This window comes from Nonomuraea deserti (assembly GCF_004348685.1).
Taxonomy (GTDB): Bacteria; Actinomycetota; Actinomycetes; order Streptosporangiales; family Streptosporangiaceae; genus Nonomuraea; species Nonomuraea deserti.
On sequence record NZ_SMKO01000182.1, the window covers coordinates 1 to 21932 of the forward strand.

Below are 21932 nucleotides of genomic sequence, written 5' to 3' on the forward strand. Positions count from 1 at the left end.
CCGGGCGGGGAGCCTGGGAGGGAGATCGTGGGCCGCACTTCGGTGCCTGCGGCGTCGGCCGTACAGCGGGCTCAGGTCGAGACGGCTATCAGGGACGTCGGCGAGGCGGCCGCGTCCGGGCTGCCCGGCCCGTGGGCGGGGGCGGTGCGGCACGCGGCGCGCTCGCGCTCCCAGGACCTGGCGGACGCGGTGGACAGGGCGGTCGCCAGGACGTCCGCCGGCGCGACCAGGCGACCTCGATGGTGGCGGGCGGTGAACGCGCTGCAGTGGCTGGTGTTCGCGACCATGGTGGCCGGCGCGCTGTGGCTGGGCGTGCTGTTCGGGATGGACTACCTGCGCCTGCCGCAGCCGCCGCTCCCGACCGCCGGCGTGGTGCCGTGGCCGACGGTGCTGCTGGTGGGAGGGGCGCTGGCGGGCGTGCTGATCGCGCTGTTGGCGAGGCTGGCCGCCTGGGCGGGTGGCAGGCGCAGAGCCCGCCGTACGTCCCGAGCCCTGCGCGCGGCCATCGGCCAGGTCAGCAAGGACTTCGTGCTGGATCCGGTGGAAGCGGAGCTGGACAGGTACGCGCGCTTCACCGAGGCGCTCGAGCTGGCCCGATCCTGAACGGGTCCCGGTCGCGGCCGGGCCGGCTCGCAGCGGCGGACAGGGCACCGTGCAGAGCTCCCCGAAACGTTCCCCGGGCTCGGGCGGCCCCGTTTCACCCTGTTCCGAGCGAACCGGAGATCGTGCGGAGCCCCGACAGGAGCGGGCGCAGGAGGGGATGGGAGTCGGCCCCGCGGCGTACGGCGGCGAAGACGCGGCGCTCCGGCCCCGGCGTGTGGCGTACGACGACCCCGGGCAGCGCCATGTCGCGCAGCGCCAGCCGCGGCACGAGAGCCACCCCCGCGCCCGCGCCCACCAGGGCGACCACGGCGCGGAAGTCGTCGGAGCAGTGGGCGAGGTCCGGCGTGAAGCCCGCCTGCCGGCAGGCGAACGCGATCACGTCGTGCACCGGATTGCCCGGATAGGGGCCGATCCACGTCTCGGAAGCGAGCGACTCCAGGGTGGCCGACCCCGCCAGGGGATGGTCGCGGGGGAGGACCAGGTCGAACGGCTCGGCGTACAGCGGCATGCGCGACAACCGGCGGTCGGAGGCGTCGGGCGCGTCCCGGTATTCCACCGCGATCGCCAGGTCCACCTCCCCGTCGAGCAGCATGGCCAGGCTCTGGTCGCCCTCGGCGTCGAGCACGCGTACGCGCAGGCCGGGGGAGGTGGAGCGCAGGGCGGCGATCGTGGGCGAGAGCACGGCGCTGATCGCGGTGGCGAAGCAGGCCACGGTGGCCTCGCCCGCCTCGCCCGTGGTGTACGCGGCCACCTCGGCCTCGGCGCGTTCGAGCTGGGCGAGGACCTCGTTGGCGTGGGCGAGCATGATCTTGCCGACCGCGGTCAGGTGCACGCCGCGCCCGTCACGCGTGAGCAGGCGGTGGCCCACCTCGTGTTCCAGGGCGGCGAGCTGCTGGGACACGGCCGAAGGGGTGAGGTGCAGCGCCGCCGCCGCGGCGGTGACCGTGCCGTGGTCGGCCACCGCGCGCAGCGTACGCAGCCGCCGCGTGTCTATCACGCAGCGAGAATACTGACCCGCCCGGCCCTCTCACGCGGCGAGGCACCCGGGCCGGCGGGGTTCGGCTCAGCCGCGGGCCTGGATGAAGGCCTGGATCGCGCGGTCGACGTCCTCCTCCGAGTGCGCGGCCGACAACTGGACGCGGATCCTGGCCTGGCCGTGCGGCACGACAGGGTAGGAGAAGCCGATCACGTAGACGCCGAGGTCGAGCAGGCGCTCGGCCAGGGCGCCCGCCTCGGCGGCGTCGCCGATCATCACGGGCACGATGGGGTGGTCGCCGGGCAGGATGTCGAACCCGGCCGCGGTCATCTCGCCGCGGAAACGGGCGGTGTTGGCGCGCAGCCGCTCGCGGGCGTCGTTCGAGCTCTCCAGCAGGTCGAGGATGCGCAGCGACGCGGCGGCGATGACGGGGGCGAGCGAGTTGGAGAACAGGTACGGGCGCGAACGCTGGCGCAGCAGCTCGCAGATCTCCTTGCGGGCCGAGACGTAGCCGCCGCTGGCCCCGCCCAGCGCCTTGCCCAGCGTGCCGGTGATGATGTCGATCCGGTCGGTGACGCCGTGCAGCTCGGGCGTGCCGCGCCCGGTGGGCCCGACGAAGCCGACGGCGTGCGAGTCGTCGACCATCACCATGGCGTCGTACCGCTCGGCCAGGTCGCAGATGTCGCGCAACGGCGCGAGATATCCGTCCATGGAGAACACGCCGTCGGTCACGATCAGCCGCCGCCGCGCCTCCGACGCCTCCTTCAGCCTGGCCTCCAGCTCGGCCATGTCGCGGTTGGCGTACCGGAACCGCTTGGCCTTGGAGAGCCGGATGCCGTCGATGATGCTGGCGTGGTTGAGCGCGTCGGAGATCACCGCGTCCTGGGCGTCGAGCAGCGTCTCGAAGACGCCGCCGTTCGCGTCGAAGCAGGAGCTGTAGAGGACGGTGTCCTCCATGCCGAGGAAGTCGGACAGGCGGGATTCGAGCTCCTTGTGCACCTCCTGGGTGCCGCAGATGAAGCGTACGGACGCCATCCCGAACCCCCACCGGTCGAGCGCCTCCTTGGCGGCCTCGACCACCGTGGGGTCGTCGGCCAGGCCCAGGTAGTTGTTGGCGCAGAAGTTCAGCACCTCGCGGCCGGCCACGCTCACCTGGGAGCTCTGCGGGGTGCTGATCACGCGCTCGGGCTTGAGCAGCCCGGCCTCGGTGATCTCGTCGAGCGTCGTACGCAGTTGCTCGCGCACGTTCGTGAACATCAGGCGCTCCTGTCGGTGGTCGTGGCCGCTTCGGCCGGTGTTGCGCTCCAGTCCAGGATGACCTTGCCCGCGCGGCCGCTGGCGGCCGTGTCGAAGGCGGCGTCGAAGTCGTGGTACGGGAAGCGGTCGGTGATCACAGGGGAGAGGTCGAGGCCTTTCTCCAGCAGCACGGACATGTTGTACCAGGTCTCGTACATCTCGCGGCCGTAGACCCCCTTGATGGTGATCATGGACGTCACGACGGTGGCCCAGTCGACGGCGAACTCCTCGGCGGGCAGCCCGAGCATGGCGATCTTGCCGCCGTGGGTCATGCCGGCGATCATGTCGCGGAGCGCGGCCGGGTTGCCGGACATCTCCAGCCCCACGTCGAAGCCCTCGCGCAAGTGGAGCCGGCGCATGCCCTCGGTGATCGGGGATCTGGAGACGTTGAGCGCGAGCGAGACGCCGAGCTTGCGGGCCAGGTCGAGCCGCTCGTCGCTGACGTCGGTGATCATCACGTTGCGCGCGCCCACGTGCGTGGCCACGGCCGCGGCCATGAGCCCGATCGGGCCCGCGCCGGTGATCAGCACGTCCTCGCCGACCAGGGGGAACGAGAGCGCGGTGTGGACGGCGTTGCCGAACGGGTCGAAGATGGCGGCCACGTCGGGATGGACGGGGATGCGGTGCACCCAGACGTTCGAGGCGGGCAGGGTGACGTACTCGGCGAACGCGCCGTCCCTGTGGACGCCCAGCCCGATCGTGTTGCGGCACAGGTGCCTGCGGCCGGCCATGCAGTTGCGGCACTTGCCGCAGACGAGGTGCCCCTCGCCGCTGACGAGGTCGCCGGCGGTGATGTCCTCGACGTCGGGCGCCACCTCGACCACGTGGCCGGAGAACTCATGCCCCACAATCAACGGAGGTTTCAGGGTATGCCGCGCCCAATCGTCATATTTCCGGATATGTAGGTCGGTGCCGCAGATGCCGGTCCGCAGGACCCGGATCTTCACCTCGCCGGGCCCCACCTCCGGCTCCGGCACGTCCACCAGCGCGAGGCCGGGTTCGTCCCGCTCCTTGACCAGCGCCTTCATGCGCGTCCCCCTACGTCGAACCATCAGTAACGCACTGTGCCCGTTCCCCTTCGAGCGTGTCCATCGAGGGTTTCTTAAGTGCCCCCACAGCACAGCTTCACGCCGCCGACCGGCAGCAGGCGCCCTGTACTATTCGACCGCCTTCGGAAGGAACACACGTGAACGACATGCGTATCGGCGTCATCGGGCTCGGCCTGCGCACGAGCCTCGCCCTGGCGGCCCACCGCCCCGGCAAGGGCTCTGTGGTGGCCGCCCTGTGCGACTCCGACCCGGCAGTGCTCAAGAGACAGGCCGGCCGCTTCCAGACGGAGCTGCTGACCGAGCACCACCACGAGCTGCTCGGCAGGGACGACCTCGACGCGGTCATCGTGATGACGCCCGACGACACGCACGAGCGCATCGCCGTCGACTGCCTGGAGGCGGGCAAGGCCGTCTACCTTGAGAAGCCGCTGGCCATCACCGTGGAGAGCGCCGACCGCATCCTGCGCGCCGCCCGGCGCACCGGCACCCGCCTGTACGTCGGCCACAACATGCGCCACATGGGTGTGGTCCGCCTGATGCGCGACATCATCCGCAAGGGTGTCATCGGCGAGCCGAAGACCGTCTGGGTGCGCCACTTCGTCTCCTACGGCGGCGACTACTACTTCAAGGACTGGCACGCCGACCGCACCCGGACCACCGGGCTGCTGCTGCAGAAGGCGGCGCACGACCTCGACGTGATCCACTGGCTCGCGGGCGGCTACACCACCAGGGTCAACGCGTTCGGCGACCTGATGCTCTACGGCGACCTGCCGCGCCGCGATCCCGGCACGCCACGGCCGGACGGCTGGCTCCAGGACTACACCTGGCCACCGTCCGGGCATCGGGACCTGCACCACGTCGTGGACGTCGAGGACGTCTCCGTCATGAACATGCGCCTGGACAACGGCGTCATCGCCGCCTACCAGCAGTGCCACTTCACGCCCGACTACGTGCGCAACTACACGGTCATCGGCGCCGAGGGCCGCCTGGAGAACTTCGGCGACGGTCCCGGCGACACGGTCAAGGTGTGGAACACGGGGCCCACGGGCTACCGGGGCGACGGCGACATCACGTACAAGGTGCCCGCCGCGCAGGGCACGCACGGGGGCGCGGACGCCGAGATCGTGACGGAGTTCCTCGGGTTCGTCAGGGACGGCGGCGTGACGGACACCTCGCCGGTGGCGGCACGGATGAGCGTGGCGGCGGGCTATATGGCGACGATGTCGCTGCGGAACGGCGGCATGCCGTACGACGTGCCGGACCTCGACCCCGAGCTGGCCGCGTACTTCGACCGCGGGCAGGTGGAACCGGAGTAGGCGGGCGGACAGTAGATATATGTGGATATACGCACCCGGATCCGGGATGGAGACAGGGCGGCTTTCGGAGAGCTCTTCGACGAGTGCTCCAAGGCCGTGTACAACCATGCCTTCCGCCTGACCGGCGACTGGTCCACGGCCGAGGACGTGACGGCGCTGACGTTCCTCGAAGGCTGGCGGTTACGCGGCCGCATCGACCCCGACGGCGGCTCCCTGCGGCCGTGGCTCCTGGGCATCGCCACCAACGTGACCCGCAACATGCGCAGGGCCGCCCGCAGGCACGACGACGCCCTGGCCAGGCTGCCCAGAGGCGAGCCGGTGCCCGACTTCGCCGACGAGGTCGTGGGCCGGATCGAGGACGCCGAACGGCTGGCCGGAGTGCGTGCGGCGTACGGCCGGCTGCGCCGCCAGGAGCAGGACGTGTTCGCGTTGTGCGTCTGGGCGGGCCTCGACTACGCCTAGGCGGCCGAAGCGCTGGGCGTACCGGTCGGCACGGTGAAGTCGAGGCTGTCCAGGGCGCGCAGGAAACTCGCCGCCGCGGGGGAACCGCCGCCGCCGGGCCGACAGGTAGTAGGTGACAGAGGCCCCGACAAAGAGGAGATCCGATGAACCGGCCGGCCGAACGTGATCTTCCTGAGGGCCGTCACCGACAGCTCAAGGAGTTCGTGATGACCGAGATCGACAAGCCCGCGAAGCGGCGGGTCCCGCGCCTCGCCGTGCTGGCGCCCGTCCTGGGCCTGGCGGCGGCCGCCGCGGTGGCCGTGCCGCTGCTCTTCGGCGGCACCCCCGCGTACGCGGTGGAGAAGCGCCCCGACGGCCTCATCGACATCACCATCAACGAGGTCAAGGACCCCGAGCAGCTCCAGGAGGACCTGCGGGCCATGGGAGCGAACGTGGTGGTGACCTACATCCCCCGCGGCAAGAAGTGCAGCCCGCAGCCGCGCAGCAGCCACTTCCTGAGCAAGGAGGAGGCGCCGCTGGCGCCGTTCCCGCTGCCCGGAGGTAAGACCGAACCGGGCTTCACCATCGACCCGCGGGTGATCGGCGAGGGGCAGACGGGGGTTCTGGAGTTCAGCGTTTCGGAGAACGACGGCGGGGTCGTCGCGGGGATCTGGGCCCGCGTGGGGCAGGACCCGATCGCCGGGTGCGAGCTGGTGGACACGGCCGACGCACCTCTGTCGCACTGATCCCAGGACTCCGGCGCCCGCCACACGAAGAACGTGTGGCGGGCGCCGTCGTGCGTTAGCTGGAACGCCAGGGTTGGAATCGCCGTACTAACCGTGCAACACTGTTGCAAGGTTGGTACATGGTCAGTAGAGGAAGACATCAGCACAACGAGATCAATGCGGCCCTCAGGGCGATCCGCAAGTTCGAGTGGTTGACCGTGGTGGAGAGCCACAACGGGCATCGCTGGGGATGGATCGAATGCGCCTGCGGTGACCCTGTGCAGTCAGTCTGGTGCACGCCGCGTAACCCGGGCAACCACGCGAAGCGCATTCTCCGATGGGTCAGCGAGCACGCGGAGTGCGCAAAGAACGAGGAGAGGTCATGATCACGTGGGACTTCCGCGTCACTCTGAATCGAGCAGCCACAGATGAGGAGCTGGACGCCCTGTTCGAGGCCGGTCTCGATGACTGCAGCGTTTCGACCCTCAAAGACGGCAGAACTTACGTCATGTGCGATCGCGAGGCGGAGACCTTGCTCGACGCGATCGCATCCGTTCTCACCCAGATCAGGACGGTTCCGGGTCTCTGGGCCACCGGCGTCGGTCACGACGACGGGGTGACGCTGGGGGACGCGGCGCGCCGTCACGGGGGCCGGACGCAGGCCAGCCTCCGGCAGCTCGCCGCGGGCCAGCGCGGCCCGGGTGGGTTTCCGAAGCCGCTGATCGAGGCTGACAACATCAGCCTCTACTCCTGGGCCGAGATCTCGGAGTGGCTGCGGACCAGGATGGGCGACGACATCGCCCCGGCCAACCGCGACATCGTCATCGCCGATGCGGCGGTCAAACTGGCCTGCCGGGCCCGCGAGGCTCATCGGCAGGCCCAGGTGGCTCACATCTACGAGATCGCCTCCTGATCCTGTGGCGGCCGGCTCCCACCCCTCAACTGACCTGCCGGCCGCCCGGATCGGCGCTCCCTGACCGGAGGCCTCAGCGCTCGGCCTCCGTCGGCTTCTTGTCCAGGTCGGGGAACGCGGCCGGCTCCCGTACACCCTGCGTGAGCTGGCGCGTCCCCTTCGGGCTCTCGGCATCCTGGGCGTCGGCCACGGCCTCGGCCGCGGCCTCTGCGGCCTTGGCGGCCTCCTCCTCCGCGGCCGAGCTCTCCGGCATGTGCTCGCGGGTGGCCGCCGACTTCGGCAGGGCCTCCGTGAACGCCTTCGACACCCCCTGCAGCGCCGACGTGACCTCGCTCGGGATCACCCAGAACGTGTTGCCGTCGCCCTGCGCGAGCTGGGGCAGCACCTGGAGGTACTGGTAGGCCAGCAGCTTGGGGTCGGGGTCGTTGCGGTGGACGGCCTGGAAGACCTGGTCGATGGCGCGCGACTGGCCCTCGGCCTCCAGGATGGCGGCCGTGCGCTGGCCTTCGGCACGCAGGACCCGGCTCTGCTTCTCACCCTCGGCGGTGAGGATCTGCGACTGCCGCTGGCCCTCGGCGTTGAGGATGGCGGCGCGCTTGTCGCGCTCGGCCCGCATCTGCTTCTCCATCGCGTCCTTGATGGTCTTCGGCGGGTCGATGGCCTTGATCTCTACGCGGTTGACGCGCAGCCCCCACTTGCCGGTGGCCTCGTCGAGGACGCCGCGCAGCTGGCTGTTGATGGTGTCGCGGGAGGTCAGGGTCTTCTCCAGGTCCATGGAGCCGACGACGTTTCGCAGCGTCGTGACGGTGAGCTGCTCGACGGCCTGGATGTAGTTGGCGATCTCGTACGCCGCCGCGCGCGGGTCGGTGACCTGGAAGTAGAGGACGGTGTCGATCTCGACGACCAGGTTGTCCTCGGTGATGACGGGCTGGGGCCGGAAGGAGATGACCTGCTCACGGAGGTCGATCATGGGGTACACGCGGTCGATGTAGGGGATGACGAAGTTGAGGCCGGGCTTGAGCGTGCGCTGGTAGCGGCCGAGCCGCTCCACGTTGCGCGCCCGCGCCTGCGGGATGATCCGCACTGCTTTGAGCACGGTGAACACCGCGAAAAGTATGATGAAGATTCCGACCAGCAAGAGCGGATCCATGAGTCACTCCCGGGGATAGACGAGGGCTGTCGCCCCTTCGATCTCGATGATGTCGACGGTCGCCCCTGTGGGGATCACCAGGGTTTCGTCGTACGCGCGCGCGGACCACTCCTCACCCCCGATGCGCACGCGACCGTCGCGGCCCGTCACCTCCGAGACCACATAGGCGGGCTTGCCGACGAGTGCTTCCACCCCGAATCGTTGCAGAGCCGGCTGCTTGATATGGCGCATCGCGATGGGCCTGAGCACCAGCAGGCCGGCGGCTGACGAAGCGGCGAAGAATATTAACTGCAGGGGAACGGGCAAGCCCAGCGCCGCGGTGGCGGCGGTCAGGAGAGCGGCCGCACCCAGGAGCCCGAGCGAGGCCGTGAGCGTGAATATCTCGGCCACGCCAAGGACGACAGCGAGGATTACCCAGATGATCCATTCATCCATGTCCGGCCCTCCTACTAGGACAACGGGCCTGCACCGGCGGGTTGTTCCCCTTGCTCTAAGGTAGTCCTGGATTCACCCTTGCGGCACCCATGGGTGCGCCGTAACCGGTTTTCGGAAGCGCGCTCCCTTGCTGCCATTTCTCCCACGGGAGTTGCCAGAAACCCCACCGTTGTCCCATTCGAGGGTGCGGTCGGTGCCGGTGATGACGAACGGATCGCCGCGCAGGGTGGTGGTGTAGAACCACTCCGCCTGGTTTGGCCGGGAATTGATGCAACCGTGGCTGACGTTTTCCCGACCCTGCGCCCAGAGGTTGTCCATGGCGTGCACGTATTCGCCGGTGTCGGAAATGCGTACGGCATGCTCGATCATCATGTCGTAAAAACCTGGCTCGCCCTCGTCGCGGCCCGGTGAAACCATGCGGACCGGATTGCCTTTGTCCATGGTCAGGTGGATGCCGCTGGTCGTGGTGTATTCGTCAGTGGTGGCCATGCCCGCGCTGATGGCGATGCGCCGCACGACCTGTCCGTCGCGGCGGACGACCATCTGGTGTGTCCTGGTGTCGACCGTGCTGGTCTGCGAGCGGCCCACGGTGAAGGCGAACGTGGAGTCGACTGCGCCCTGGAGCCCGCGGGCCGCGCGCACGCCGGCCAGGTGCGCCGTGACGGTGACCTGCTGCCGGGGCGCCCAGAACTCCCGGGGACGGTAGATCACCCGCGTGTCGCTGGTCCACCGCCACGCGCCCTCCACCGGGTGCTCGGCCGTGACCTCGAGCGCGCGCTCGACGGCCGCCCGGTCTTCCACGGGGGTGTCGAAGTCGATGATGATCGGCATGCCGGTGCCGACCGTCTCGCCGGGGAGCGGGGCGGTGGCGGCCACCTGGAACGTGCGCCTGGCCGCGCGGGTGCGGAAGCGGCCCAGCGCCAGCGTCGCGGGGCCGCCGGCGACCGTGGCCGTGGCGCTCACCGTGTATTCGGCCGCGGGTTTGAGCGTCCAGTCGGAGCGCCAGACCGTGCGCGATCGATCGAGCCCGCCGGGCACGGGCTCGCCGCCTTCGTGAACCATGACCTGGGTGAGCGCGCCGCCCCGCGCCTTGATCACCAGCCCGCGGTCGGTGCGGGCGCGCTTGGCGTCGAAGGGCGGCCACACGCGCACCACGGGCGGGGCCGGCGAGGTCTCGGCCGGGAACGACGCGCAGCCGCAGACCAGGAGGAAGGCGACAACGGTCACCACGGCACGCCGCATGTCACTCCTGCTTTCCGAGGGATGAGAGGGCTCCCTAGGGTAGCGGTGTGTCAGCATGCAAGCACGCGGAGTGACTTATCGGACGGTTCCGGAAACCTCCCCCAACGTCAGGTCGCCGGCCGTCGCCCGGATCGTCACGGTGTCGCCGTCCTGCAGGAAGGCGCGGGTCTCGCCGCTGGCCAGCTTGATCGGGTCGGCGCCGTTCCACGTCAGCTCGGTGAGCGAACCCCGCTCGCCGCGTTCGGGGCCCGAGATCGTGCCGCTGGCGAAGAGGTCTCCGGTGCGCAGCGAGGCGCCGTTCACCGTCATGTGCGCGAGCATCTGGTCGGGCGTCCAGTACATCGCCGCGTACGGGGGCCGCGACACGGTCTCGCCGTTGAGCACGACCTCCAGCGTGATGTCGAGCCCCCAGTCGCCCTGCCTGCGCAGGTAGGCGGCGGGCTCGGGGTCCTGGGGGCGGCCGGGGATCCTGGGCAGCGCCTCCAGCGGCGTGACCCACGGAGAGACGGACGTGGCGAACGACTTGCCCAGGAACGGCCCGAGCGGCACGTACTCCCAGGCCTGGATGTCGCGCGCGCTCCAGTCGTTGACCAGCGTCACCCCGAACACGTGCTCCTCGAACGCCCCCGCGGGCGAGCCGTGATCAGTCGGCACGCCCACCACGAACCCCAGCTCGGCCTCGATGTCGAGCTTCCTGCACGGCCCGAACACCCCCGCGCCGAGCTGGCCGTGCGGGCGCCTGACCGGTGTGCCCGACACGACGACGGTGCCCGACCTGCCGTGGTAGCCGACCGGCAGGTGCCGCCAGTTGGGCTTCAGCGGCTCGTCGCCGGGGCGGAGGATCTTGCCGAGGTTGCTCGCGTGGTCGATCGAGGCGTAGAAGTCGACGTAGTCGGCGACCTCGAACGGCAGGTGCAGGCTCACCTGCTCCAGCGGGATCAGGTGTGCCTCCGTCACCGAGAGGTCGCCGGTCAGTTTGTTCTGGATCAGGTTCCTGGTGTCGTGCCAGGCGGCGCGGCCCCTGGCCATGAACGGGTTGAGCGTGGGGGCGGCGAACACCTCGTCGTGCAGCGCCGGCGCCAGGTCGAGCACCTTGTCGCCGTACCGTACGCCGACCCTGGGCGCCTGTCCCGGGCAGGAGAAGACTCCGTAGGGCAGGTTGTCGACTCCCCAGCTCATGCGTTCACCTCCACGAGTCCGAGCGCGCGCAGGTCCTCGACGGGCGTGCCGGTGCTGCACGAGCCGTAGCTCACCAGCAGCTCGCGGGCGCGTTTCGCGGTGTCCTCGGTCACGGACCGCGCCAGGCGTACGAGATGGCCGACGTCGGTGGTGCGCAGCGCCGGCCCGGGGTCGCGCCCTTCCACGGTCTCGCAGACCGCCACCAGCAGGTTGAGGAAACCGTGCCGGTCGACGCCGAGCGAGGGGTCGAAGTGGCGTACCGCGTGGTGCAGGCCGGCCGTGGCCTTGAACGGGATGCCGTGCTCCACGCACGACCTGATGAACGCCGCGAGGTGGTCGACCGGCGGGAAGTCCTCAGGCGACGTGCCGCCGCAGCGCACCTTCAGCCCCACCCCGGCGGGCGGGTCGAAGGCCACCTTGCGCGGCGGGACCTCGACGAAGAGCCGCACCCCCTGCGGCAGGGACAGCCGGGCGGCCACCACGCCGACCGGGGTGTCGGCGGGCGCGCGGACCTCGACGATGTCCACGGGCAGGTCGTCGAAGGCGGGCAGCTCGTCGGTGTCGACGATGAGGCCGATCCGCCGCGGCCGGAACGCCATGGTGCGCAGCCGGTCGAGCCGGCTGGCCGGGCAGAGGAACCGGTGCGTGAGGACGGGGCTGCCGCTCTCCAGGTCGCGCCGGTTGCGCGCGAGGGCCTCGTCCATGTGCAGTGACGTCGGCGGGAACAGGCCCGCGTCGTCGATCAGCGCCGTGTAGATGCTCATCGTGCCCAGGTCCAGGCGTAGGCGGGATCCTCGCAGGACAGCGCGGCCGGGCCGAGGTCGAGCGGGCGGAACGTGTCGACCATCACGGCCATCTCGCTCGTCGTCGTGACGCCGCGCCCGACCGCCTCGATCACCGCCTCGACCGCGCCGGGCTGCGGCCCGTGCGTGAACCCGGCGGGATGCAGGGAGATCGAGCCGACGTCGATGCCGGACCCCTTGCGCGCGGAGTAGTCGCCGCCCGCGTAGAACATGAACTCGTCGGAGTCGACGTTGTGGTGGTTGTACGGGATCGGGATGGCCTCGGGGTGGTAGTCGAGCGGCCGCGGGCAGAACGAGCACACCACGAACCCCGGCCCCTCGAACGTCTGGTGCACCGGCGGCGGCGCGTGCGTCTTCTTCACGATCGGCTCGAAGTCGTTGATGTTGAACGCGAACGGATAGAGGCAGCCGTCCCAGCCGACCACGTCGAAGGGGTGGTTGCGGTAGACCAGCCGGGTCAGCCCGCCGCGCGTGCGCACCAGCACCGGCACCTCCTCGCCCTCCACGACGAGCGGCTCGGCCGGGGCGCGCAGGTCGCGCTCGCAGTAGGGCGCGTGCTCCAGGAACTGCCCGTGCTGCGACAGATAGCGCTTGGGCGGCCTGATGTGCCCGCCCGCCTCGATGGCCAGGACGCTGACCTGGCCCCGGGGGGCCCAGCGGTGGATGGTGCCGGTCGGGATGACGACGTAGTCGCCCTCGCCTGCCTCGATCACGCCGTACGTGGACTCGAAGCGCACGGTGCCGCGCTGGACGTAGACGCACTCGTCGCCCATGGAGTTGCGGTAGAGCTCGCTCGGCCGGTCGCTGGTGGCGTACGACAACCGGACGTCGCCGTTGCCGGCCAGCAGCATGCGGCCCGTGACGAGGTCGCCCGCGCTGGACAGCTCCTGCGTGCGGAAGTGGCGGGGCGAGAGGGGCAGGTTGGGTTCGAGACGTGCGTCGGCAGCCGTGGGCGTGACCGCTTCGGCCTTGACGATGGCGGTGGGCAGGTGGCGGTGGTAGAGCAGCGAGGAGTCGGACGAGAAGCCCTCCTCGCCCATGAGCTCCTCCGCGTAGAGACCGCCGTCCGGCCGTCTGAACTGCACGTGACGCTTGCGCGGCACCTCACCAACGACCCGGTAGTACGGCATCTGCCCCTCCATAGTGTCCGTTAACCGGACGGCAGTGTCCTCTATACGTGACCACCGTCCGCTATCGGTCTGGAGATGTCAACCCAGGGCCGCGGCCAGCTCGGCCGCCGCCGCCACGACCCGCGGCCCCGCGGACACCTCCAGCGGCCCGAACGTCACCACCCCCACCGACGCCTCAAGCCAGGGCAGCCCGGTGACGGGCGCGGCGACACCCCGCGCACCCTCCTGCAACTGCCCTTCCGTGACGAAATAGTCGTCGCGGCCCTCGCGCAGCCCCAGGATCGCCCGCCCCGCCGCACCTTTCGCCAGCGGATGGCGCGAGCCCTCGCGGTAGGCCACGTGCATGTCGGTCCAGGACGGCTCCACCACCGCCACGGCCAGCCCGTCGTCGCCCTCGGCCACGGTCAGGTGCGCGGTGGCGCCCACCTCCTCGGCCAGCCGCCGCAGCGCCGGCATCGCCGCCGCCCGCAGCAGCGGCTGCACGGCCTGCGCCAGCACCAGCACCCCGAACCCCAGGTGCACCCGGCCGTCGGCGTCCCTGCGTACGAACCCCTCGTTCATCAGCGTCGTCAGCAGCCGGTAGACCACCGGACGGCTCAGCGACAGCTCGGCGCTCAACTCGGTCGGCGTGCGGCCGTCCTTGCCGTCGGCGAGCAGGCGCAGCAGACGCAGCCCGCGCTCCAGGGTCTGGGCGGATTCAGCGGCCATGCGACCGATTATCCAGCGACGCGACGGCATGGAGGCGACCGAGCCGCCGAACGGAGTGAGGCCATGGACACGCGGGGGTACGTATCGCGGGGGGAAGAGCCTGGGGGTGGGGATGCGGCAGAGGTGGCTGCTTCTGATTGCCGGACTGACCATGTGCGCGCCGGCCCCCGCACTGCCCAGGCTCGCCGGCCCCGCGCTCACTGACCCCGTGGCCGGCGTGTCCAGCCGGATCGTGTCCGACCAGGCCGGCGAGAGCCTGGTCGAGGACACCTTCCACTTCACCCAGGGCATCGAGGTGCGCCGGCGCCTGCTGCCCACCGCCGAGGGCGTCACGTTCCGTCCCGGCCACCTCGCGGCCGGGGTCCGGGTCGACGGGAGCGGCCTGCTGCACGGCACGCCGCAGCGTCCCGGCACCTTCGTCGCCCCCGTCGGGATCTGCTCGGGACGGTCGTGCCGGGAGCAGGAGCTGACCCTCGTGGTGGTCGGCTACGAGCCGTGGGAGCCGCGCGAGCTGACCTTCCCCGGCAGGGTGGGCGTCCCGCTCGACGGCGAGATCGGCGTCGAGGGCGGCCCGGCCGGCGTGCTCCCGACGTTCACGGTGACCGACCAGGCCGAGCTGCCCGCGGGCGTGAGCATCGGGCCCGACGGCCAGGTGGGCGGCGTCCCTGCGGCTGAGGGCGTCTTCGAGGTCCCGGTACGGATCTGCGTGGCGGGCAACTGCGCCGGCGTGGTGGTCCGGATCATCGTCGGCTGACTCTTGCGGGCACGTGCCTTTTGCGGTCACCTGGTGTCATGAAATCGGTCATCGTGGTCGGAGCGGGCATATGGGGGTCATCACTGGCGTTGCGGCTGGCCGAAACCGGCTGGCAGGTGACACTCGTCGAGCAGCACAGGCCGGGGCACGTCCGGCAGTCCAGCGCCGGTGAGACTCGCCTCCTGCGCTGCTCGCACGGCGACGACGACTGGTACGCCAGGCTCGCCTGGCAGGCCAGGGACGGCTGGCGCAGGCTGGAGGAACGGGCCGGCGAGGAGCTGTACCACGAGGCCGGCATGGTCTGGTTCGCGAGGACGCCCGACGGGTGGGAGCACAGAAGCGCTCAGGTGCTGAAAAATCTGGACATCCCGTGTGAGGTGCTGGACCCGTCCGACGGCCGCCGGTTCTTCCCCGAGCTGCGCGCCGACGACCTCCGCTTCCTGCTCTGGGAGCCGCACGCGGGCGTGCTCAGGGCCAGGCGGGCGACCCAGGTGACCGCCGCCCTGGCGGTGGCGTCCGGGGTCCGGCTGGTCAGAGCGCGGGCGGTGCCCGTAGCGGGCTACGCGGCGCCGTACCAGGCCGCGGTCGAGATCGACGGCGAGGTGCGGCACGCCGACCGGGTGGTGTGGGCGTGCGGCGCGTGGTTGCCCGCGATCTTCGACGACGTGCCGGTTACCGTGACGAAGCAGGACACGCTGCACTTCGCGGTGCCGTCCGCGTGGTCCGTCCCCGAGACGCCCGCCTGGGTCGACCACGGGGCCTCCGCGTACGGGCACGGCGACGTGGACGGGGTGGGGATGAAGGCCACCTCCGACGCGGAAGGGGAGCCGTACGAGCCCGAGCACGGCTCGCGGGAGGTGGACGCGGCCGGTGTCGAGCGGGCACGCGCCTACCTGCGGCGCAGGTTCCCCTCGCTGGCGCAGGCGCCGGTGCTGTTCAGCCAGGTGTGCCAGTACGCGCTCACGCCGGACGCCGAGTGGATCGTCGACGAGGTGTCGCCGGGCGTGTGGCTGTTCGGCGGGGACTCGGGGCACGGGTTCAAGCACGGGCCCGCGCTGGCCGGCTACGTGGCGGGCGTGCTCGACGGCGACCACGCGCCCGAGCCGCGCTTCGGGCTGCACGAGCGGATCCCGTCGCGCGGGCTGAGGACCAGCGGGCAGGTCCTGTAGGGGCGGCGGACAGGTCCTGTAGGGCCAGCCCTACCCGGCATTCGGGGGATGGCGGGCATGATGGCGGCGGTGCTCGCGGCGGAGACTTCAGAGGTCGTCACATCTTGGCAGGAGGCCCGCGATGAGCACCCTCACCCGGCAGTCCACCCCTCAGCCCACCCAGCCGCCGCCCGTCGTGCAGACCGCCGCCACGCTCTGGCTGGCGGCGGTGGCGCTGGGCGCGTTCGAGGCCGTCCTGATCGTCTCCGGGATCCTCGGCGAGGGCTCCGCCACGCTCGCCGAGCTGCTGCCCGGTCTCGGGTTCCGGCTGGTGGTGTTCGCCGGGGCGACCTGTCTGGCCCTGCGGCTGAGGGCGGGGGCCAACTGGGCGCGCTGGGCGCTGGCCGGGACGCTGGGCGTGTTCGGCACGATCTCGCTGCTGATCGAGCCGGTCGAATGGCTGCTGGCGGGCGGCTCGATCAGCCAGGCCGTGGCCGGGATGGACACGATGGGCGCGGTCGGCGCCGCCGCGAGGATCCTGCACCTGGCAGCCGTGATGGGCGCGCTGGCCCTGATGTTCCAGCCGCGGGCCAACGCCTATTTCCGGTCACGGTGAGGCCGGCTCCAGCGGCGCCTTGGGCTCCGGGGCGCGCAGGCTGCGCACCCCGGGGGAGAGCAGCGCCGCCAGCGTCGACAGCACGACGATCACCGCGCACCCCAGCAACGCCGCCTCGATGCCGAACAGGCTCGCCGCCGGCCCCGCCAGCAGCAGGCCGAGCGGGCCGAACATCAGGGACCCGAGCATGTCGTACGAGCTGACCCGCGACAGCGACTGGGCCGGGATCTCGCGCTGCATCGTGGTCATCCACAACACGCCGAACACGTCGAAACACACGCCGAGCACGAACGCCCCCGCCACGATGCTCCAGAGCGGGGCGTCGAGCCCGAGCAGCGCGGTCGGCAGCGCGCCCGGCAGGCAGAGCAGCACGGCCACCAGGATCGGGCGCTTCGGCCGCAACCGCAGCGACACCAGCACCCCGGCGATCGTCCCCACGGCCTCGCCCGCCAGGAACGCCGACCATGCCGCGGGACCGCCCAGGCTCTCCTTCGCCAGCAGCGGGCCGAGCACCCCGTGCGAGGCCTGGATGGCCATGACCATCAGCGAGAACTGCGCGACCACCACCCAGATCCACTGCCGCGAGCTGAACTCACGCCAGCCGTCACGCAGGTCGGCCAGGACCGAGTGCCGCTCGCCCCGCGGCCGCTCACCCGGCTTCATGCGCAACAGCGCGACCAGCACGCCCGCCACCGTGAACATCGCGCCGCTCACCATCAGCGCCCAGCCGCCGCCGAACAGCACCACCGTGCCGCCACCCAGCACCGCCCCGGCCACGCGGGAGACGTTCATGCCGAGGCCGAGCAGCGCGTTGCCGGTCTGCAGCCGGTCGTCGGGCACGACCTCGGGGATGATGCCGGTCAGCGCGGGGAACGTGACGGCCGTGGCCACACCGCTCAACGCCGCCGCCGCGCTCAGCGCGGGCAGCGGGGTCCAGCCGGTGAGCATCATCACCCCCAGCGCGACGAAGCCCGCCGCCATCAGGAACTCGCCGGCCATCAGCACCCGATGCCGCGGCAGCCGGTCCGCGATCACGCCGCCGGCCAGGGTGAACAGGACCATCGGCAACGACTCTGCGGTGAGCACGATCGACAACGTCGAGGCGGTGGCGCCGGGCAGGTTGAGCACGCCGAACGCCAGGGCCACGGGCGCGAACGCGGTGCCCAGCATGGAGATCGTCCGCGCCGACAGCAGCAGCGCGAACCTGCGGTCACGGAGCAACCCGAGATCGCCTATGAAACTGTGCACCCGCGGCCCCCCTGCAAGATGTCAAACCATGTCATTCTCCAGCGCTGTCCCGCTGTTGTCGCGCGAATATTTCTTGTCACTCCGGTGACAAGAGCGCTCTACGGAATGTGCCGGAGACGGGCAAGAATCGTGCCTGCCCGTCCCGTAATTTGCTAGGTCCCTGCAGTCGGCGACGGGATCGGGCCATGCGGTACACGCGGATCGCCCGTGTGCTGCTGCTGCTGATCCTGGTGGGGGCGGTTCCGGCCGCGCCGCTGGGGCTGGACCTGTTCGGGCGCATGACGGGCGGGGCCGAGGACCCGCGGTCCGGCTCGGCGACCGCCGCTCGCTGGAGCGAGGAGTGGTACGGCGCCCCCGACGTGGTGGTCCTCTACCGGCACCCGTCGGTCAAGGTGCGCGATCCCCGGTACAAGAAGGCGGTGCACGACTCGCTGCGGCGGCTGCCGGCGGCGCACGTGAGCAGGCTCGCCACGTACTGGACGACGGGGTCGAAGACGATGGTGTCCGGCGACGGGCACGCGACGTACGCGCTGGTCACCCTCCGGGACGGCGCCGAACTGGAACGCTACGCGGCGATCGCGGACCGGCTCAGGAGCGTCCAGAACCTCCACGTCGGGGTCGGCGGGCCGGTGCCGCTGCTGGCGGAGCGCAACGCGCAGGCCGCCGCCGACCTGGCCCGCGCCGCGGCCGTCGCCGCGCCGGTGCTGCTCGCGCTGCTCGTCCTGGTGTCGGGGAGCCTGGTGGCCGCCGCCGTGCCGGTGCTCGCGGGGCTGCTCGCCGTCGCGGCCACGGTGGTGCTGCTGCGGCTGCTCACCGAGGTGGGCGAGATCTCCATCCCCTCGCTGTACGCCGCCGCCGTGCTCGGGTTCGCGCTGGCCGCCGGGTACGCCGTGTTCGTGGTCAAGGCGTTCACGGACGCGCTCGGCGACGAGCGGGCCGGGGACACACCCGGCGACGAGGCGTCCCGAGAACGGGCCCTGGGCGCGGCCGGACGTACCGTGGCCCTGTCCGGGACGGCGGTGGCCGTGTCCCTGCTGGGGCTGCTGCCGTTCCCGCGGGCTTCCCTGAGCGCGTTCGGGCCCGTGGCGGCGGCCGTGGCGCTCGTCGCCGCCGGCGTCGCGCTGGTCGTGCCCGCCGCCCTGCTCGGGATGCTCGGCCGGGGCGTGGCCGCGCTGCGGATCGTCCCCGGACTCTGGTGGCGGCCACGCGCGGTCCTGCCGCACCTGGTCGCGACGGCCGCCGTGCTGGCGGCGCTGGCGGTGCCGTACGTACAGGCCGAGCTCGGCGGCGTGGACCGTCGTGCGCTGCCCGCCGGCGCGGAGAGCCGCAGGGTCGCCGAGATCGTCGAGCAGGGCTTCCCCGGGAACCCGCTCGGGGCGCTTGACGTGCACGTCCTCGTCGAGCGCTCCTTCGCGGGCGAGCCCCGCGAACCGGGGCCGCTCGGGCAGGGCCACACGCCGATCAGCGCCGTCACGCGGGTGACCGCCTCCGACGTACGGTCCTTCGCCGGCCGTCTCGAACGGCTGCCGCACGTCACGGGGGTCTCCGTGGCCGGGCTCTCCCAGGAGCGCGGCGCGGTTCGCCTGTCCGTCCACCACTCTCTCGACCCCGTGTCCGCCGCCGCCGGGGAACTGGTCGCCTCGATCAAATCCGTGGATCCGGGGCCGAAGGTGCGCGAGGTGGTGACCGGCGGTCCCGCGGCCGCGCGTACGGACCTGCTGGACGCTTACACGGGGTCGCTGCCGTGGGCGGCGCTGGTGGTCTGCGCGCTGTCGTACACCCTCCTGGCCCTCACCCGTCTCCGCCGCCGCTCCTCCGCGCCCGCTGCGCGCCCTTCCGCTGCGCCCGCCCGCTCCTCCGTGCCGGCGCGCCCTTCCGGAGCGGCTGAGCGCCCGTCTGCGCCGCCGGCCGTCGCGCCCGCACCCGCCCGCTCCTCCACGCCTCCGGCGCGCCCTGCCGGAGCGCCTGCTCGCCCTTCCGCGCCGCCGGCCGTTCCGCCCGCGCCTGCCGACGCGGGGAAGAGCGGGCGGGACGGGCGGGCGGACGCGGCGAGGGACCGTTCGGTCGTACGTCTCGGGAGCGGCGCCGGGGTGCTGCCGGTGACCGTGAACGGGCGGCCGGCGGTCTTCGGGGCGGACACCGATCCCGTGCCGCTCGCCCAGGAGGATCGCGAGCTCTCCGAGCGGCCCGAGCGGCCCGAGTGGGTCAGGGTGACGGCCGGGCGTACGAGGGTGGTCCGGGCCACCCGAGGCGGATGGACGTGGGCCGAGGTGGAGGAGTGACCCGGGTGAACATGACGGGAACGCCTACTTCACGTCGGGATAGCCGTGAAGTAAGAGCACAGATTTCATTGAACGTTGTTGATCGTCCGGATATTGTGCGAATGCCCACGATCACCCCCTGGAAGTAAGGTGCCATGCGACTGCGGCAGCTCTTCGTCATCGGACTGGCCCTCTCACTTCTGGGCATCGGCGTTCCCGCGTGGTCGGAGGACGACCCGAGGAGCTGCAACGACCTCCTCTCCGAGGACACCCCCGCGTACGTCGTCTGCCGCTGGATGGCCACCCCGGAAGAGGCCGCCGACATCGCGAGGTTCTGGCTCGACAACGACGGCGAGCACATGGTCGAGGCCGGTCCGATGGACCCGATCACGGTCGACTGCACCCAGCCGGGCAACGAGTGCGCGACGGACTCGGAGGGTGACGGCGAGGCGCACGACGCCGGCTCGCCGGACGTCCCGGGCGCCGAGGACGGCGGCACGCCCGAGTGCCAGAACGGCGAGCAGTGCTACGTCGACGGCAGCGGCATCACCCCCGAGCAGAAGGCCGCCGCGAAGCAGACCCCGGCGGGCCAGGCCGCGCAGACCGTATCCCAGACGAACATGCGGGTCTGGATCGACACCGAGCTCGCCGACGACTACAAGGCGGGCAAGCTCGCCGAGGCCGCCAAGAAGGTCGCCGCGCTGGCCGCCGCCCAGCCGGGGGTCGTGGGTGTCAGGTTCACCTCGAAGCTCGGCGCCGACGCCCAGGCGTTCGCCGGTGCCGACGAGCTGGACGCGTTCGTCACCGAGGCCACGACCACGCTGCGCGGGCTGCTCCCGGGCAAGAAGCTGGCCGCGCACACGGTGGTGCCGCTCTTCGGCTGCGGCTCGAACGACGCCTGCAAGGCCGAGATGACCACGAAGTATCCGCTGCTCGACCCGGAGCGCATCGGCGGCTGGCTCGCCAAGGGCCTCATCGACCAGCTCGCCCTGGACAGCGGCCACCTGGCCACGGAGTACGCCACCTGGAAGATCGACGCCGCCGAGGCCCAGCGTAACCAGTGGATCCAGGTCCGGGCCCGCGCCTGGGACGCCTACGCCCAGATCGCCGCCGAGGACGCCTCCTTCGCCGCCGCCGGCAGCGCCCAGCTGAACGAGGAGCAGGCCGCCCAGGCCATCACCGACCGCATCGCCGCCCCGCTGCAGGACGACGCCGCCGAGACGGTCACCTTGTGGACCCGCTGGCAGGACGACCAGGGCCAGGTCAACCGCGTGTACGGCGAGAAGTGGGCCGCCAACACCACCTGGGACCAGCTCAAGAAGCTCGGCACGGTCCGCGCCCGTCTGGCCACCGTCTACGACCCGGCCAACCCTGAGGTGGACATGGCCACTGACCTGAAGAACCTGTCCGAGGTCTTCGGCCAGATCTACCTGCACGCCGCCTGATCGTCCGACCGGTGAGCCGGGCATCGCCTCCCAGAGGCGGTGCCCGGCTTTCTGTCATGGGTGGACATCCCGGATGTCCACGGGCCGGGTTCGGTATCTTACGAACCTCGAACCACCCAAACCCCGACAGAAGGGAACGGCACGTGTCGGACGACGCCGGCCTTCAGGCGCTCCGCGAGGCGGCGCGTCTATCTCCGGACAACCTCCCCCTGCGCCGGCACCTCGCCGGTCAGCTCCTCGCCGGCGGCTACCTCGCCGACGCCGAGGCCGAGTTCCGCGCCGCGCTCGCGCTCGCCCCCAGGGACGCCGAGCTCACGGCCGGGCTGGCGGAAGCGTTCATCAGGCAGAGCGCCCACGGCTCCGCGCTGGCGGCGCTCGAGCCGTTGCTCGACACGCCCGGCCACCCGCCCGTGCTCGGGGTGCTGGCGGCCAGGGCGCTGCTCGGGGAGGGCGACCAGGCGCAGGCGGCCCGCCGCTACCAGGAGGCGGTCTCC

20 protein-coding genes and 3 pseudogenes are annotated in these 21932 nt (G+C 71.4%); 12 read left to right on the forward strand and 11 right to left on the reverse strand.

The features are described from left to right. Nucleotides 1-603, forward strand: a pseudogene (locus tag E1292_RS40275) (ABC transporter); the annotation flags it as partial. A gap of 94 nt (nucleotides 604-697) precedes the next feature. On the opposite strand, the gene E1292_RS40280 reads toward E1292_RS40275, so the two are convergent. The 3 genes from E1292_RS40280 to tdh form a co-directional block, all read right to left on the reverse strand. Continuing rightward, nucleotides 698-1600: a LysR family transcriptional regulator gene (locus E1292_RS40280; protein WP_132604069.1), complete on the reverse strand. Its 903-nt coding sequence runs from the start codon at nucleotides 1598-1600 to the stop codon at nucleotides 698-700. Between the two features lie 66 nt (nucleotides 1601-1666). Further along, complete coding sequence (locus E1292_RS40285; RefSeq protein ID WP_132604072.1) at nucleotides 1667-2836, reverse strand: glycine C-acetyltransferase; 1170 nt, start codon at nucleotides 2834-2836, stop codon at nucleotides 1667-1669. After that, nucleotides 2836-3903 (reverse strand): L-threonine 3-dehydrogenase, encoded by a 1068-nt coding sequence (tdh, locus tag E1292_RS40290; protein WP_132604075.1) that lies wholly within the window; start codon nucleotides 3901-3903, stop codon nucleotides 2836-2838. Before tdh ends, E1292_RS40285 begins: the two co-directional genes overlap by 1 nt. Before the next feature lie 167 nt (nucleotides 3904-4070). Between tdh and E1292_RS40295 the strand changes: the two genes are divergently transcribed. From E1292_RS40295 to E1292_RS40310, 5 genes and pseudogenes are all read left to right on the forward strand, one after another. Further along, nucleotides 4071-5240, forward strand: a complete 1170-nt coding sequence (locus tag E1292_RS40295) for a Gfo/Idh/MocA family protein (protein ID WP_246090670.1) — start codon at nucleotides 4071-4073, stop codon at nucleotides 5238-5240. 21 nt (nucleotides 5241-5261) lie between these two features. After that, nucleotides 5262-5702, forward strand: coding sequence for an RNA polymerase sigma factor (locus tag E1292_RS40300; protein ID WP_246090666.1), 441 nt, complete (start codon nucleotides 5262-5264; stop codon nucleotides 5700-5702). 6 nt (nucleotides 5703-5708) lie between these two features. Beyond that, nucleotides 5709-5849, forward strand: a pseudogene (locus E1292_RS54480) (sigma factor-like helix-turn-helix DNA-binding protein); the annotation flags it as partial. A gap of 59 nt (nucleotides 5850-5908) precedes the next feature. Then, a complete protein-coding gene (locus E1292_RS40305; protein WP_132604081.1) occupies nucleotides 5909-6427 on the forward strand; it encodes a hypothetical protein in 519 nt (172 codons plus the stop codon). A 361-nt stretch (nucleotides 6428-6788) separates the two neighbouring features. Then, nucleotides 6789-7319, forward strand: coding sequence for a hypothetical protein (locus E1292_RS40310; protein ID WP_132604084.1), 531 nt, complete (start codon nucleotides 6789-6791; stop codon nucleotides 7317-7319). Nucleotides 7320-7392: 73 nt separating this feature from the next. Here E1292_RS40310 and E1292_RS40315 read toward each other — a convergent pair whose 3' ends face one another. The 7 genes from E1292_RS40315 to E1292_RS40345 form a co-directional block, all read right to left on the reverse strand. Then, nucleotides 7393-8469 (reverse strand): SPFH domain-containing protein, encoded by a 1077-nt coding sequence (locus E1292_RS40315; RefSeq protein ID WP_132604087.1) that lies wholly within the window; start codon nucleotides 8467-8469, stop codon nucleotides 7393-7395. A 3-nt stretch (nucleotides 8470-8472) separates the two neighbouring features. After that, on the reverse strand, nucleotides 8473-8904 hold the full coding sequence (locus E1292_RS40320) for an NfeD family protein (RefSeq protein ID WP_132604090.1): 432 nt from the start codon (nucleotides 8902-8904) through the stop codon (nucleotides 8473-8475). 72 nt (nucleotides 8905-8976) lie between these two features. Then, entirely contained in the window at nucleotides 8977-10146 is a 1170-nt protein-coding gene (locus tag E1292_RS40325) for a L,D-transpeptidase (RefSeq protein WP_246090668.1), read from the reverse strand. Between the two features lie 75 nt (nucleotides 10147-10221). Continuing rightward, on the reverse strand, nucleotides 10222-11325 hold the full coding sequence (gene fahA / locus E1292_RS40330; RefSeq protein ID WP_132604093.1) for a fumarylacetoacetase: 1104 nt from the start codon (nucleotides 11323-11325) through the stop codon (nucleotides 10222-10224). Then, on the reverse strand, nucleotides 11322-12089 hold the full coding sequence (locus E1292_RS40335; protein ID WP_246090669.1) for a hypothetical protein: 768 nt from the start codon (nucleotides 12087-12089) through the stop codon (nucleotides 11322-11324). The genes fahA and E1292_RS40335 overlap by 4 nt, the downstream gene beginning before the upstream one ends. Beyond that, nucleotides 12086-13258 carry a homogentisate 1,2-dioxygenase gene (locus tag E1292_RS40340; RefSeq protein ID WP_132604096.1) on the reverse strand — a complete coding sequence of 391 codons (1173 nt, stop codon included), beginning with the start codon at nucleotides 13256-13258 and terminating at the stop codon, nucleotides 12086-12088. The genes E1292_RS40335 and E1292_RS40340 overlap by 4 nt, the downstream gene beginning before the upstream one ends. Nucleotides 13259-13336: 78 nt before the next feature. Then, a complete protein-coding gene (locus E1292_RS40345; RefSeq protein ID WP_132604099.1) occupies nucleotides 13337-13966 on the reverse strand; it encodes an IclR family transcriptional regulator in 630 nt (209 codons plus the stop codon). 151 nt (nucleotides 13967-14117) lie between these two features. Between E1292_RS40345 and E1292_RS40350 the strand changes: the two genes are divergently transcribed. The 3 genes from E1292_RS40350 to E1292_RS40360 all read left to right on the forward strand — a co-directional run bounded on the left by E1292_RS40350 (nucleotide 14118) and on the right by E1292_RS40360 (nucleotide 16484). After that, nucleotides 14118-14720, forward strand: coding sequence for a hypothetical protein (locus E1292_RS40350; protein ID WP_132604102.1), 603 nt, complete (start codon nucleotides 14118-14120; stop codon nucleotides 14718-14720). Nucleotides 14721-14758: 38 nt separating this feature from the next. Further along, the gene (locus E1292_RS40355; RefSeq protein WP_132604105.1) at nucleotides 14759-15889 is read left to right on the forward strand and encodes an NAD(P)/FAD-dependent oxidoreductase; all 1131 of its coding nucleotides are present in this window, start codon (nucleotides 14759-14761) and stop codon (nucleotides 15887-15889) included. A gap of 121 nt (nucleotides 15890-16010) precedes the next feature. Next, the gene (locus E1292_RS40360; protein ID WP_132604108.1) at nucleotides 16011-16484 is read left to right on the forward strand and encodes a hypothetical protein; all 474 of its coding nucleotides are present in this window, start codon (nucleotides 16011-16013) and stop codon (nucleotides 16482-16484) included. Here the strand turns inward: E1292_RS40360 and E1292_RS40365 are convergent. Next, complete coding sequence (locus E1292_RS40365; protein WP_132604111.1) at nucleotides 16476-17732, reverse strand: MFS transporter; 1257 nt, start codon at nucleotides 17730-17732, stop codon at nucleotides 16476-16478. The two genes, E1292_RS40360 and E1292_RS40365, sit on opposite strands and share 9 nt — an antisense overlap. Before the next feature lie 185 nt (nucleotides 17733-17917). Between E1292_RS40365 and E1292_RS55235 the strand changes: the two genes are divergently transcribed. The 3 genes and pseudogenes from E1292_RS55235 to E1292_RS40380 all read left to right on the forward strand — a co-directional run. Next, a complete protein-coding gene (locus E1292_RS55235; protein ID WP_132604114.1) occupies nucleotides 17918-20014 on the forward strand; it encodes an MMPL family transporter in 2097 nt (698 codons plus the stop codon). Between the two features lie 134 nt (nucleotides 20015-20148). Continuing rightward, nucleotides 20149-21438: a hypothetical protein gene (locus E1292_RS40375; RefSeq protein WP_132604118.1), complete on the forward strand. Its 1290-nt coding sequence runs from the start codon at nucleotides 20149-20151 to the stop codon at nucleotides 21436-21438. Between the two features lie 143 nt (nucleotides 21439-21581). Next, nucleotides 21582-21932: pseudogene (locus tag E1292_RS40380) on the forward strand (cell division protein); the annotation flags it as partial.